This is a genomic window from Gluconobacter kondonii, assembly GCF_002723995.1.
Lineage (GTDB): Bacteria > Pseudomonadota > Alphaproteobacteria > Acetobacterales > Acetobacteraceae > Gluconobacter > Gluconobacter kondonii.
On record NZ_BEWP01000032.1, the window covers coordinates 1 to 13,392 of the forward strand.

The 13,392-nt window shown below is 53.3% G+C and carries 11 protein-coding genes and 3 pseudogenes; 5 read left to right on the forward strand and 9 right to left on the reverse strand.

The window, feature by feature from the left end; translation table 11 throughout:
- The 6 genes from GKO01_RS14975 to GKO01_RS15000 form a co-directional block, all read right to left on the reverse strand.
- Positions 1-271, reverse strand: a 271-nt coding sequence (locus tag GKO01_RS14975; protein WP_167383512.1) for an IS630 transposase-related protein, incomplete at its 3' end; no start/stop codon positions are given.
- A gap of 80 nt (positions 272-351) precedes the next feature.
- Entirely contained in the window at positions 352-1,011 is a 660-nt protein-coding gene (locus GKO01_RS14980) for an SCO family protein (protein WP_099287716.1), read from the reverse strand.
- A 440-nt stretch (positions 1,012-1,451) separates the two neighbouring features.
- Positions 1,452-1,949, reverse strand: coding sequence for a hypothetical protein (locus tag GKO01_RS14985; protein ID WP_145994795.1), 498 nt, complete (start codon positions 1,947-1,949; stop codon positions 1,452-1,454).
- 339 nt (positions 1,950-2,288) lie between these two features.
- A complete protein-coding gene (locus GKO01_RS14990) occupies positions 2,289-3,242 on the reverse strand; it encodes an FRG domain-containing protein (RefSeq protein ID WP_099287718.1) in 954 nt (317 codons plus the stop codon).
- Positions 3,243-3,433: 191 nt separating this feature from the next.
- On the reverse strand, positions 3,434-3,862 hold the full coding sequence (locus GKO01_RS14995) for a type II toxin-antitoxin system VapC family toxin (RefSeq protein WP_099287719.1): 429 nt from the start codon (positions 3,860-3,862) through the stop codon (positions 3,434-3,436).
- The gene (locus GKO01_RS15000) at positions 3,862-4,116 is read right to left on the reverse strand and encodes a type II toxin-antitoxin system Phd/YefM family antitoxin (RefSeq protein ID WP_099287720.1); all 255 of its coding nucleotides are present in this window, start codon (positions 4,114-4,116) and stop codon (positions 3,862-3,864) included. The genes GKO01_RS14995 and GKO01_RS15000 overlap by 1 nt, the downstream gene beginning before the upstream one ends.
- Positions 4,117-4,437: 321 nt before the next feature.
- Here GKO01_RS15000 and GKO01_RS15005 point away from each other — a divergent pair, with 321 nt between their 5' ends.
- Entirely contained in the window at positions 4,438-5,274 is an 837-nt protein-coding gene (locus GKO01_RS15005; protein ID WP_244901510.1) for a hypothetical protein, read from the forward strand.
- Between the two features lie 97 nt (positions 5,275-5,371).
- Here the strand turns inward: GKO01_RS15005 and GKO01_RS15010 are convergent, their stop codons facing one another.
- Complete coding sequence (locus GKO01_RS15010; protein WP_086649815.1) at positions 5,372-5,818, reverse strand: hypothetical protein; 447 nt, start codon at positions 5,816-5,818, stop codon at positions 5,372-5,374.
- A 112-nt stretch (positions 5,819-5,930) separates the two neighbouring features.
- On the opposite strand from GKO01_RS15010, the gene GKO01_RS15015 reads away from it, so the two are divergent.
- Together GKO01_RS15015 and GKO01_RS15020 are read left to right on the forward strand one after the other, a co-directional pair.
- A complete protein-coding gene (locus tag GKO01_RS15015) occupies positions 5,931-7,379 on the forward strand; it encodes a site-specific integrase (RefSeq protein ID WP_099287721.1) in 1,449 nt (482 codons plus the stop codon).
- A gap of 490 nt (positions 7,380-7,869) precedes the next feature.
- Positions 7,870-9,056: pseudogene (locus tag GKO01_RS15020) on the forward strand (IS3 family transposase).
- Positions 9,057-9,554: 498 nt separating this feature from the next.
- On the opposite strand, the pseudogene GKO01_RS15025 reads toward GKO01_RS15020, so the two are convergent.
- Positions 9,555-10,396 (reverse strand): annotated as a pseudogene (locus GKO01_RS15025) (transposase).
- A 194-nt stretch (positions 10,397-10,590) separates the two neighbouring features.
- Here GKO01_RS15025 and GKO01_RS15030 point away from each other — a divergent pair.
- A complete protein-coding gene (locus GKO01_RS15030; RefSeq protein WP_099287722.1) occupies positions 10,591-12,747 on the forward strand; it encodes a Hint domain-containing protein in 2,157 nt (718 codons plus the stop codon).
- A gap of 55 nt (positions 12,748-12,802) precedes the next feature.
- On the opposite strand, the pseudogene GKO01_RS16420 reads toward GKO01_RS15030, so the two are convergent.
- Positions 12,803-12,952: pseudogene (locus GKO01_RS16420) on the reverse strand (IS5/IS1182 family transposase); the annotation flags it as partial.
- An 83-nt stretch (positions 12,953-13,035) separates the two neighbouring features.
- Here GKO01_RS16420 and GKO01_RS15035 point away from each other — a divergent pair.
- A partial coding sequence (locus GKO01_RS15035) for a transposase (RefSeq protein ID WP_145994796.1) occupies positions 13,036-13,392 on the forward strand: 357 nt, incomplete at its 3' end.

Consider the following 13,392-nt stretch of genomic DNA (forward strand, 5'->3'; position numbering starts at 1 on the left):
TTTCCAGGCGCGCTATCATTTCGTGAAGCGTGATGTCTTTCTGCGCCTCGATCATGCCGGCAATGAACGCTTCATGCGCGTCCAGCCGTGATCCGCGCGGCTTGCCCTGGCGACGGGGCGTCCGCTCGCCGCTCTCACGTTCCCGACGCAACCAGCGGATCGCCGTCGAAATCCCCACTTCGAACCGCGCCGCAATCGAGCGGGCAGATGCTCCCGCAACTCCAGCTTCCAGAACACGCTCCCGAAGATCATCACTCAATGCTCGTGCCATCACCGTCTCCATCAATGAAAACGGTGAATCACAAGACCTCTTCAGTGTCACCTCTCGATTCAGAGTTCAGTGGAACCGCTCTAACTGGCAGGGACGAGACGGCGCAATCGTGTGGCGATTTCCTCTGGGCTTGTGTCGACTGGCAGAACGGACACAAGCCGATTATTGCCATCCATCAAATACAGAACAGAGCTGTGATCCATAAGATAGTCTGAGGACATATGATTTGCTGAGGTGCCACGACGTCGCGCCATGACGTGAAAACTTTCAATAACTGCGTGAATCTGAGATTCCGTTCCCGTAAGCCCAACGATGTCAGGAGAGAAATGACTGACGTAATCGGCAACAATCTCAGGGGTATCACGCGATGGATCAACCGTGATGAAAAGCGGCACAATATGATGTGCCTCTTTTCCCATAAGATCGAGAGCCTGCGTGACGGTCTCGAGGGTTAACGGGCAGACATCTATGCAGTGCGTGTATCCAAAATAAATCAGCGTATAGCGCCCCTGAAACTGGCGCTCGGTGATAGTACGGCCATGCGTATCGATAAGCGTATAAGGGCCGCCCAAGGCATGTGCAGCTCGATTAAGAAAAATACCGCGCATCCCGATTGTCCCGAGAAAGAGAACCGCGATGATCACCACTGGAGCAACCAGTTTCTTTGCTTCACTGAGACGAGCGGGTTGTTTCTGAGTAGGTTGCTTTGGTTTTTTACGCTTCCCACCGCGGTTTTGCATAGTACCCCCCCTGAGCACATCATCCTAGCACACGAAGCATGAGATGCGCATAACTGGCTTTGGAGCTACAGAAGGGACAACCACCGTGTCTGTGTCATACAGGGTAATTTTACGAATGTCCGACGGTAGGCATGTAGAGCTGATAACCGACAGTCGGTTCAGACCCACATAGCCGCCCCCCAGGTACCCATATACCGTAATAAAAGGCCGGCCAATTAGCGTGAACATTCATGGGCCTCATAAGTGCGGTTGCAGATGCCTGGCATGTCGGAAAACAGATGTGCCCCGACAGAGGCAAGAGGTCTGTGGTGTGCTTAGAGGACAAGTTTAGCGGCATGTCCGCTCACGCCCTCATTACAGTCCTATTTGCGTCTATGCAGTCATCCCGTAAGCGGACATCGCAGAGTCGCGGATCGACGCTCTTTCTTGGTTGCCGGCCACTAAGCGAAGAATATAGGCTTTAACACATCAAGACGAGCCGCGAGAGCAGACGTCATTGCCTTGTCATTGCCCGTATCGCCAGTATTTACGCCTAGGAGCTGTTGGCCCGCATAAACGGGTCCTCCCGAAAAGCCTTTCGCACTCGGCTCCGACAGCGAAAAGTTTTCTCCGGATACACTTACGATGTCGGCGTTCCGACATACTTCGGGGATTGCCACTCTTTGAATGCCAGGAAATCCTGCCATCGTTACCGGCACCGCAGCAGCCGGTGAAGCGATGCTATTCACAGAGAAAGCTCCATAATCCGCGAGAATTTTCGCTTCTACGTCCGACAATCTGATCGCCATCGCATCTACTAGAGTGCCATAAGTATTGTTGACCACAACAGTGAATCGCGGACGATTGGATTCATAAAGTGGAATGTCAAGTATAGGCTTGAGCACTCGAATAATGCCGTCTCGGAAGTGCGTATGCTCTGGAGGTGTGTCGTTTAGCATGGAGATCAGATGCACACTACTAACTAGCCAGCATCTGCTCGCGTCTGTCACTAGGAAGGCAGAACCTGCCATTATGTCGCCACCACGAAGGCCATGGACTGGAATTGCGTTTGTCATCAAGGCACCTGAGTACAAATGATGTCCTTCCTGAAGTCTTTCAGAAGATAATGATCATTCTTCGAATGACCATTGACCGCTCTCGCCCTCATGTTGGACGCATAGATACGCTCGCCACTCTTTAAAGAGAGGACATGAACAATTCACTTCTCGACAAAAACCCTGCGGCTTCGCAGGATTTGTGCTGAAAAACGCAAATAATATGCTCTAGGAAATAAACCCTTAAGGAATAAGCGAGTGTGCGCTAAAGTCCCTTCCGCACTCCATTCGAAGCCTTGCCGAAAACTCACTAGCAGCGGTATTAATATCCGCATATAGATCCTCAGCACCTAGGCCTAATTTTTTAAGTGCAGCTTGAACTCCAAACTTAGCCCAACCTGGTAGTTTGTATACGATCTCCGACTTGTAAACAGTGGGAGAGGAAGCATTGGGGGGGTGAAGCGTCATGACGCTGGATTGGGACACAGCCCGTCGATGAAACCCCTCGCTGAGATAGAACGGCACACCGCTCCAGTCGCTGAAGACGTCGAAAGTCGGATCAGGTCTCTGATTGAAAGAAGATAGGTCGACCATGTAAACAACGCCATCTGCTTCTCCGTTTATCTGCCGTGCGTGTTGAGCTGCAAAAAAGAGGGCAACAAGCGGATTGGTCGTCCAGTCCAACAGGGGCGTCGCAACCCCGTAATGCTGCGCAAGCGCCAGCCATTCAAGGTCGGAGTTTGCGCTGACGAACTTGCCCGCGATTGCCTTCCAGCAATTGAGATGATAGCGATTACGGATACCGTAGACGTTGCTGCGAAGCGCTGAAGGTTGAAGCGCCCAATCAGCATTGGCGTGCCCTCTGAATACAACACGCCCGTCAACTTTAGTGGTTATTTTCTCTAAAAACTGCGCAACATCCTTAAAACCCTCTCCAAGCTGACTTAACCTTATTGGTTGAGGCTGTGCTTTTTCTTGAGAGTGCGACTGTGGAACTGGGGGAGAGGTCATAACAATTAAGAACTCTATGCGTAGGAAAACGAACAATATTTTAGCATTCACCGACTGCTTCGAGAATAGCGAAAAATATAGTCCATTTGTGACGTCTGGTCGAGCATAGCTGCTATAACCGTCGAGAGTATGAATGGCAGATTTCCGATCATTCCACCCAATAGCAGACGCTTTGCTCCCCCCCATAGCTGACTTTCATTGTCTCATCTGCCCATAGGGCAATCTCATTTGCGGACGAATTTTCACGGTTCTCCGCTGCCTCGGCGGCGCTCGCTGCAAGGAGTGCGGCATCGATATACGCGCAGGCGTCCACGAACTGCCTCAGTCCCTTTACGAACAGGGCTTCACAATCGTCCAGGCTGCAGGCTTACCGGGGATCAGTCATGCGGTGCTTTCCATGGGTCGAGGAGTGGCACTCCGGAATGCCTGAAATCATGCGTGTTCCTTGTCACAACAGTCATGCCATGCACCAGGCCGGTCGCGGCGATGAGGGTATCGCGCTCCGGGCCCGGATCCGGAACGTGCAGTTGAGCGCAGCGGCGGGCAACCGCCAGATCGACGGAAAGCACCCGCTTCGAAAATTCCGGGAGCACATAGTTCTCCAGCCAGTTCCGCAGAACGCTTCCCTGGGCGGGATCCCTGCGCTCGATCCGCATGACGCCGACATCCAGCTCCATGACCGTAATGGCAGACAGGAACAGGGTCTCGGCTTCCACCTGCTCTGCCCAGCTGGCGACATTGGGATCCGCCCTGCCCGCTCGCACTTTTCGCAATTCGGAAACAACATTCGTGTCCACCAGGAACATCAGCCCAAGTCCGCGGGACGAAGGCCAAGGGTCATGGGCGCCGGATCGAACTCGATATCTTCCGCGCCAGGCAGAGCAAGTGCATCTGCGATCTTGCGCGGCTGGTGCGTCAGCCGACGATAGTCGTCGATGCTTAACAGAACATGCGCCGGCTTGCCGCGATCGGTGATGAAAACAGGCCCCTCAACGGCAGCCTTTTTGGCCCGGGACGTATCCTGATTGAACTCACGACTGGAAAATGTAGTGACAGTCACCTCGGGAGCCTCCTGCTTTTGATGTAGATACATTACTACACCAAGGCAGGCAGTGCCACAGAAAGCGGGCTCTCCCGGTCTGCACTCACAAATAGTCCAGCTAGGGTCCGTCACAGGACAGATGCCCGACCCGAAGCTGACATTCTGAACGGAGAAAGCTGATGAACACGATGGAGCATGGCGGTGCTGTAGCTGTCGAGCGAGTGAAGCGTCTTATGGCGGAGGCGCGCAGTCGCACGGCCTCGTCAGAAAGACAGCGACCGAAGGATAGTTCTGCTGGCGCACCTGAGGGAAACGCGAGCGCTGCCCCGAAGCGGGAAAATGATCCGGGGTCGTCCTGTCAGCATTGACGGACTATATCCCGAGCGCCTCGATGTCTTCTCTGTCTGCGATGGCCGCGTGGCCGTCCCTTTTGTGGTGACTGCCTTGACGACATTTATTCCTCTGTGCGTCCCGTTTGAGCGCCGTAAGGAAGCAGCGCGGGGCGGTGCCACGTTCAACGGGAAGCAGAAGTGCTGGATGGCACAGCGGGACAAGCTCGACGCTCTCCTACCTTTCGTCCCTTACCGGTATAGGCCGGATCGCAAGCCTCCTTACATCCGTCCGTGGATGGTGCCGCAGGCTCTGTGGGGCTTTAATCTGCGCGCCTTCCTGGCGCCCGAAGACTGGAACCGGATCCGGAAGGAGGCCTATGCGCGATCCGGGTCCCGTTGCCGGGTATGCGGAGGACGAGGACCTCAATGGCCGGTCGAGGCTGACGAAGGGTGGGCGTATGACGACGAGCGTCGGATCCAGACCCTCAAAGGGGTGATTTCCCTCTGCCCTGACTGCCATGGCGTGCGTCATTGGGGAAAGACCATGACCGAGGGCAGACAGGATGCCGCTTTGGCCTGGATGGCAGAGGTGAATGGCTGGAGCCGCTCCGAGGCAGCCCGGTGTGGAGACCAGGCCATGAAGCAGTGGCATACGCGCAGCCGCCATACCGACTGGCAGTGCGACATCTCCTGGGCCATCCGAACCTACAGTGTTGTGCCCATCAAGGACGGAGAGACACTGGCCCACGAGCTCAACCGGAAATTCGTGCAGCAGGCGCAGAGCCGCGTTGGCGTCAAAGTCGGGCACGCCACGCACATCGAACATCTAATCGGTGAGCGATAGAGGTCAGGTACCCTCGCCTCGCGAGCGCGAACGTCACGTTCGAGGCCGCCGCCTGATCTGATGCTCAGAACGCCGGATCATGTGCCGATCAGGGTATCTATAGCCCCAGGCGTGTGATCCCGGCCCGATAGTGCCCTTCGAACAGATCCCCGAGCGCCAGACGCCGACGCAGCGTCAGCCGTCGTTGGGCCAGATGATACATCCGGTCATGCAGGAGGTGACAGCGCTGGCAGAGCGCACGCAGGTTGCGCAGCCGGTTGCTGGTGGGATCGTGATTCAGATGAGCTGCAGCCAGAGACACTTTCGTCTGGCGCGCCTGTAGAAGCTCGATCAGGTCCGGAGGCGAGATCCGCCTACCTCGGCCATTGAACCAGTGCCCCGTGTCCGGATGCTTCCATCGACCTCCCGGCAGTACCTGAAGGTGAAGCCCATGCGGCCGACCGCAGCGCTGACAGATCCCCCCTGCCCGCTCGAACCTGACCTTTCGGCTCAGCTCAGGCCAGTTTGAAGGATACAGCGCTTTCAGTTCCGGTCGGATCGGCATTCAGGCTTTGTTAACACATTTCCGGTCTACGTTGGTCAGTGTTTGTTCTTCTCTCCGCCCTGCCCCGGCTTCGTGCTATTAGGAGCCGGGTTCAGGTTTCACGGAGGCTTTTATGCTCAGCCATATTTACATTGCAGGCTCGGCAGACGCAGCCCGTGAGGCCCTTTTGGACCGGCTGGACCGGAAGACCCGACAACAGCTTCCTGCCGGCGATCTGACAGAAGCAGTCGCCCTTCTCTCGACCGGTCGCTTCTCCCCTCGCCTGTCTCTGGTCATTCGCGGCATCGAATACCGGCATAACGAATTTGCCGAGGATACGATCCTGTCGACCACTGTGGAGACGGCTGAAGACGCCTTGGCGATCGCCAGTGCCCATGTGACCGCTCTGCCCTCCGGGCACGATCTGGCAATCGCTCTGGATCTTGAACCCGATCCTGTCTTCGTGGCCTGGTTCAAGCCGAAAGCGGCCAAGCGACGCAAAACTGGTTCTCAGGCCGTCACGCTGGTTCCTCGGGCCTCTCCTCTGGGTCAGCAGTCTTCCGCCGTCCTGCAGTGGTTCGACGCCCTGACCGATGAGGCCCTCCCTGACTATGACGGGACGCTGGTGACGGCGGAGCGCGCCTCGAAGACCTATTCCCGGGCGGCGAAGGCCGTGAACACACGCCGGACCTATCGCTCGGCCGTGCGCTCCTGGTGCGCATGGGCAGCAGGACATGGCCTCCCTGCCCTACCCGCCCGCAGCGAGGATGTTGCTGCCTACCTGGCTGATCTTGCGCTGCAGAAGAAGCGACCCGCAACGGTCGACCTTCATCGCGCCGCACTGCGCTATCTGCACCATATCGCCCAGGTTCCCGTCCCGACATCCCATGCTCTGGTCTCCGAAACTGTTGCGGGCATTCGCAGGACGTCGACGGGAAGCACATCCCGTCAGGTCAAAGGGCTGACCTGGGATCTGCTGGGCGATGTTATCGAACAGATCGATACGAGCGAACTCGTGGGGATCCGCGACAAGGCTATTCTTCTGCTCGGCTTTGCCGGCGCGCTGCGGCGGTCCGAAGTGGCGGCGCTGTGCCTGGAGAACGTGGCGCTGGATGATGACGGGATGCGGATCCGGCTGGACCGCTCAAAGGGCGATCGTACCAGTCAGGGTGTCGAGGTAGCGATCCCGAGGGGGATTACCGGTCTCTGCCCGGTTCGCGCTTACGAGGCCTGGCTACGCGCGGCCAGACTGAACGACGCCAAGGGAGCTGTTTTCCGGCGCGTATGGCTACCGTCAACGTCTGAGCCCGGTGAGCCCCCTGCCCTGCCCTCCATGGGCACTGAGGCGCTGTCTGACCGCTCTGTGGCCAGGATCATCCAGAAGCGCTGCCTCGACGCAGGACTGACCGGGGATTTCAGCGGGCACAGCCTGCGACGCGGAGCGATCACGACAGGCGCGCGGGATGGCACCGATCTCGTCTCGCTCAAGCGCTTCTCCCGCCATCAGACCTTTGGCGTCGTGGAGAAATATATCGAGGTTGAGGATGCCATGACCAAACATCCTGGGCGGACCCGGTTTTAAAACGTTCTTACTCTGTGTGATTTGGTGAGGACTAAAAAGAGCCTTATCCCATTCAGATTGAGTGATTTGGTGAGATGACGAATATGGTAAAGTGCCGCTTTTCACATCTTGTTCCGTGTGATTTGGTGAGCATACTAATAATAGATTCACTAATAACCATTAGTTCGTCTCACCAGATCACACGAGAGCGGCTGTCTAGCCTACCCGCGCACTAAACAGCGCAGTTCTCCATGGCCATCCTCACCAAAACACACAGTTCTTTCCTTCGGCTTGTAGTTGGTTAGTGCCAGAGAGATGGCTCAAAAGGTTTGGACCACCCAAAAGACCGCCCTCACCAAAACACACACCTGCTTTCCTCAGATGATGTGCAATAAAAGCTTTCTGGGGATGCTCAAGGGCTAACAGTGTGACGATCATCCATAAGAGAGGTGGACCCCATTTTTCGGACAGGTGTCTAAGCTATAATCCGACCTGAGAGAGGGCGGGTTTTATGGGCAAGGTTACGCGCAAGAGGTATGCAGCGGAGTTCAAATCACGGGTTGCGCTGGAGGCGATCCGCGGGGAGCTGACGCTGGCGGAACTGGCTTCGAAACATGGTGTGCATCAGACGATGATTGCCCAGTGGAAGCGCCAGGCAGTCGAGGGCATGGCGGCAACCTTTTCGGGGCAGGCGGCGTCTGAGCCCCCGGTCAGCCCTGCTGATGTGGAGAAACTACACGCGAAGATAGGCGAGCTTCTCGTGGAACGGGATTTTTTACGCGATGCCTCTGCTCGGTTGGGCGTGATCAGAGGCGGCAGATGATTGACCCGAAGCGATCGCGTCTGCCGATCATCCGGCAATGCACGCTGCTCCAACTCAACCGGTCGGGCGTGTACTATCGGCCTGTGCCACAGAACGAGGCCAATCTGGCGTTGATGCGGCTGATCGACGCCCAGTTCCTGGAAACGCCGTATTATGGCTCGCGGCAAATGACATGGCATCTGCGCCGCCTGGGACATGAAGTCGGTCGCAAGCGGGTCCGGCGGCTCATGGCGATTATGGGGCTGCGGGCGATCTACCAGAAGCCACGCACGAGTGTGCCCCATCCAGAGCATCGGAAATATCCGTATCTGCTGCGGGATCTGGTCATCGACCGGCCCAACCAGGTCTGGTGTTCCGACATCACGTATATCCCCATGAAACGGGGATTTCTCTATCTCGTGGCGATCATGGACTGGTTCACGCGCAAGGTCCTGTCCTGACGTCTGTCGAACACGATGGATGCGGAGTTCTGTATCGAGGCGCTCCGGGATGCGCTGATGCGCTACGGCACCCCGGAAATTTTCAATACTGACCAGGGCTCACAATTCACGACGCCCCGTTTTACCGGGCTCCTGGAAGAGCGTCAGATCCGCATCAGCATGGATGGACGTGGGCGCTGGCTGGATAACGTGTTCATCGAGCGTCTGTGGCGGTCGATGAAATACGAATGCGTCTCCCTGCACGACTTTGAGACCGGATCAGAACTTCGAGTGGGGCTCACGAAATGGATCACCCATTATAACGGGCAGCGTCCGCACGCGGCACTGGCTGGACGCACGCCCGATGAGGCGTATCATGACGTGCCGACGCCCTCTGGTCCGGGGTTAACCCCGGACCAGAGGGCCAACAGCAGCGCCGTCAGAATGGCGGCATGACAACAACCGGGTATCGCTTATTCAAACCCAAAAACTGTCCAAACAGACGGGGCCATCTCTATGATCATGAGATTTTTTCATAGGTAAAGGTGATTAGCATATGGGATGCCTTAAGAGAAATAAATAATAATATGCTTTGGGATGAAGATATAAAAATAATGATTCCATTAAACTTGATAGGTGATTTCTTGTATATGGAGGTATCAAAGAGCCGGTAATGGGTGCGCTCTCTGCCTAGCTATCAGGTTGTGAGAGGTCATTGGGATGGTGTAGCGTGGGCGATCACTGCGTATACCCCTGGTTTGACGCTGCCTCCTGGAGTGATCGCTGATACATCAGATCCACCCACAAGCCCGCACCACACCTGGAGGGATCGAAGAACTGTTGGTTGATGTGCGTGGCCTGTGATTTCTGGGTTTTGGCGATTTGATTGACGGTTCTTGAGGTCGTTTTCGGTCTTCGTTTTGCGCAGATCCAGGGCTGTCTCCCGCTGGAGGACTACGCGCTCGCGCTGATCTGTTCAGGGAAGAGAAAGCGGCGCATGTTATAGACAATATTGGCCAGGCCGATCCTCATGGTGGCCCGGGTGATACCGATGGTTCGGATGAACAGTCCCGTGTCTGCGATTTCTGATCGGCAAAGACATGCTCGACACGAGATCGGACCACCGACTTTCCAGCATTCGATTTCTGGATATGGAGTGGCATAGGTTTGAGATGCGGTTTTTTCCTGTGAACCTTTGAGACAAAGCCCTGCTTTTCCATGAAGTCTTCGTTGGCTTTGGAGCGATACGCCGTGTCTGCCCAGACGCTTGAGGCCGTATTGGTTTTATCCAGCAGTCCTTCCCGAAGATCGTTTTTCTCTGCGTTCGTATTGCGCTGCTTTGGAGCAGCCACCAGCGTTGCATCCAGGATCTGGCCCGACATCGGCAGATAGCCCGCGTTCCGCAGGGTCGCGTCAAATCGGTCAAACAGTCTTTCAACGGCTCCTGCCTGGGTCAGGCGTTCACGGAACAGCCAGAGTGTTTTGGCATCCGGCACCCGATCTGAAAGCCCCAGACCAAGGAAACGCATGAAGGAGAGGTGATCGTTGATCAAATACTCTGTCCGTTCATCAGATAAATTGTTCAGCGTCTGGATCACCAGGATCCTGAACATCAGCACCGGATCGAACGGCGGACGCCCGCCCTTGCTTCCATCTGAATAGGCCAGTGCCTTCTCCAGATCCGGGCGGAACACTTCAAAATCCACAGTCCGGGAAAACACTTCGAGCTGATCGCCAAGCCCGCTCAACCGGGCAAGCCGCTCTTCAACATCAAAGAAACCAGTATACTTTATCATCCATTCCCTCAATCAACGCACGAGAAATGGAATCACACAGAGCAACTCAAAACCAGAGGGTTTTTCGAACCCTCCAAGTAGTCTTATTTTTGCCTTGCTAATGACGATATTTTTATGATTTATAATGAAAATTGTTTGAGTATTTTTTCACCTAAAAATGTTTCTATCAATCATTATCCATTTGGAGAATTTTCATGGCCACAAATATTTCCTCTTCAGGAACAAATCTTCCGCCCGATATTAATAATAGCCAAACCACGGTTTCCGGTGGAACGTGGATAGCGCAGCTTAATTCAAACGGAGAAACTGTATACACAAGCGGGGCAACGACTGTTGATGGTCCCATAAATTTATGGAACGCAAACTTAGAAATCACCAGCGGAGCAGTTGTTTCTGGGTTAGTTTCGGTCGCAACTTATGGAACTGCAACCGGGACTATAACAGTAGATTCTGGAGGATCTATAGAATCTTCATACGAAGCTAATGGTTATTTAAATATTTCATCTGGTGGGTCATCGTTAGATAATGTTTATGAATCGGTAGTTACTATTATATATTCTGGTGGTTCTTCTGTGAATGATTCTTACACAGAATCATATACAACAGGAACGACATCAGGAACGTTGAATGGTACCTCTTTTACTGGTGGAGACGGGGGTAGTAGCGTATATGTTTATGGCGGGGCATCGTTATCAAATCCAAAAGTGATTAATGAAAGTATAGTAATTAATTCAGGAACCAATTATAATTCCAGTGGGTACACAAATACTCCGCCCGATATTAATAATAGCCAAACCACGGTTTCCGGTGGAACGTGGATAGCGCAGCTTAATTCAAACGGAGAAACTGTATACACAAGCGGGGCAACGACTGTTGATGGTCCCATAAATTTATGGAACGCAAACTTAGAAATCACCAGCGGAGCAGTTGTTTCTGGGTTAGTTTCGGTCGCAACTTATGGAACTGCAACCGGGACTATAACAGTAGATTCTGGAGGATCTATAGAATCTTCATACGAAGCTAATGGTTATTTAAATATTTTATCTGGCGGGTCATCAATAAATAATAAGTATGAATCAGTTATTACCAACATATATGCTGGTGGATCTTCGGTGAATGATGCTTATACAGAATCATATCACGGATCGTGGACATCAGGAACATTGAATGGTACCGCTTATGCTGGTGGAGATGGAGGAAGTAGTGTAACAGTTGCTGCAGGAGCTTCTATATCGAATCCATCAATCATAAACGAAACTGTAACAATTAATAAATCTGCATCATTTGACCCATGCTTTCTTTCTGGGAGCCTTATCCGAACTCCAGATGGAGAAATCCCTGTTGAAGCCATCGTTTCAGGCGATAAAATTATTGCATATGTGGCTGGTTCAGAAGAAATTAGAGAGGTTATATGGACGGCTCAATCCCATTGTGATGTCCAGCCTCATCTTTCTGATGATCTAGCAGGTTATCCTGTTAGAATTCTACGAGGTGCTATAGCAGACGGTGTGCCATCAAAGGATATGCTGATCACAGCAGAACACTGTTTGTTATTAAATGGAAAATTTGTTCCAGCACGCATGCTTGTGAACAATCGATCAATATTTTTTGATAAAACTATAACATCATATGAATATTATCATATCGAGACAACGCAACACTCAGTCATCATGGCTGACGGAATGCTCACTGAAAGTTATCTTAATACTGCAAATCATCGTTCCTTCCATGTAAAAGGTAACGTGATTTCGTTAATTCCCCGCCATCAATTAACTTGGGCCGATGCCGCAGCTCCCCTAGATGTCTCGAGGGACTTTGTAGAGCCCTTATTTCGACAGGCGGAAGATCGTGCAATTGCTGCGAATCTTCCACAGAGAAGCGAAAATTCTAAATTAACAGAGGAAGCGGACCTTCATTTGTTAACTAACAGTGACGTATGCATTCGTCCCGTTCGTGAACATAATGGACATATGACGTTTGTTATTCCTTCAGGCGTGAAGTCTGTTCGTATCGTCTCGAATGCTAGCCGCCCTAGCGATGTCATCGGTCCATTTGTGGATGATCGTCGTTATTTTGGTGTAGCTGTCTGCGACATCACTTTCTTCGAGAATGGCATATCCCGGGGTATTACTACTCATCTAACGGATAAAGATTTAAGCGGTTGGAATACTCTAGAGTGGGAAGATTGCCGCTGGACGTCTGGGAGTGCTTTCCTACCGCTTGGAGAACGGAACCCAAACACTGCTGCTTTACTTGTCATCAATATTAGAAAAATGGGGCCTTATCTGGCAACAGATACAATTGAAGAGATGGACGGTTCTGTTTGTAAGGTGTCTTATCTATCATTATGAGCCATGGCTGATTGACGAATTGGAGGGTTTACTGGTGTTGCCTCCCACTGAATGACTACGCGCTCGCGCTCAATCTTTCGAGGAAGAGGCGCATGTTGTAGACGATATTGGCGAGCCCGATCCTCATGGTGACTCGGGTTATGCCGTCTGTTCGGATGAATAGTCCGGTCTGTGACTTTTGATCTGCAAAGACGTGCTCAACACAAAATGGAGGGTTCGAAGAACCCTCTGTTTTTGATGCTTTCTATGTGATTCCCTTCCTTCGGTTCTGCTTGAAGGAAGGGCGCTATGAAGCGGGCTGGTTTCTTTGATGTTGAAGAGCGGCTTGCCCGGTTGAGCGGACTTGGTGACCAGCTCAAAGCGTTTTCCCGGACTGTGGATTTTGAAGTGTTCCGCCCGGAACTGGAGCAGGCTCTGGCCTATTCAGACGGAAGCAAGGGCGGGCGACCGCCGTTCGATCCAGTGTTGATGTTCAAGGTTCTGGTGATCCAGGCGCTGAACAATCTGTCCGATGAACGGGCGGAGTATCTGATCAACGATCGCCTGTCGTTCATGCGCTTCCTTGGCCTGGGGCTTTCAGATCGTGTTCCTGATGCCAAAACACTCTGGCTGTTCCGTGAACGCCTGACCCAGGCGGGAGCGATC

Excerpts from the sequence above, each read along its gene's own strand:
- GKO01_RS15015 (WP_099287721.1), top strand. The coding sequence starts at position 5,931 with ATGCTCAGCCATATTTACATTGCAGGCTCGGCAGACGCAGCCCGTGAG.
- GKO01_RS14980 (WP_099287716.1), bottom strand. The coding sequence starts at position 1,011 with ATGCAAAACCGCGGTGGGAAGCGTAAAAAACCAAAGCAACCTACTCAG.
- GKO01_RS15010 (WP_086649815.1), bottom strand. The coding sequence starts at position 5,818 with ATGCCGATCCGACCGGAACTGAAAGCGCTGTATCCTTCAAACTGGCCT.
- GKO01_RS15005 (WP_244901510.1), top strand. The coding sequence starts at position 4,438 with ATGATCCGGGGTCGTCCTGTCAGCATTGACGGACTATATCCCGAGCGC.
- GKO01_RS14985 (WP_145994795.1), bottom strand. The coding sequence starts at position 1,949 with ATGCTAAACGACACACCTCCAGAGCATACGCACTTCCGAGACGGCATT.
- GKO01_RS14990 (WP_099287718.1), bottom strand. The coding sequence starts at position 3,242 with ATGGGGGGGAGCAAAGCGTCTGCTATTGGGTGGAATGATCGGAAATCT.
- GKO01_RS14995 (WP_099287719.1), bottom strand. The coding sequence starts at position 3,862 with ATGTTCCTGGTGGACACGAATGTTGTTTCCGAATTGCGAAAAGTGCGA.
- GKO01_RS15030 (WP_099287722.1), top strand. The coding sequence starts at position 10,591 with ATGGCCACAAATATTTCCTCTTCAGGAACAAATCTTCCGCCCGATATT.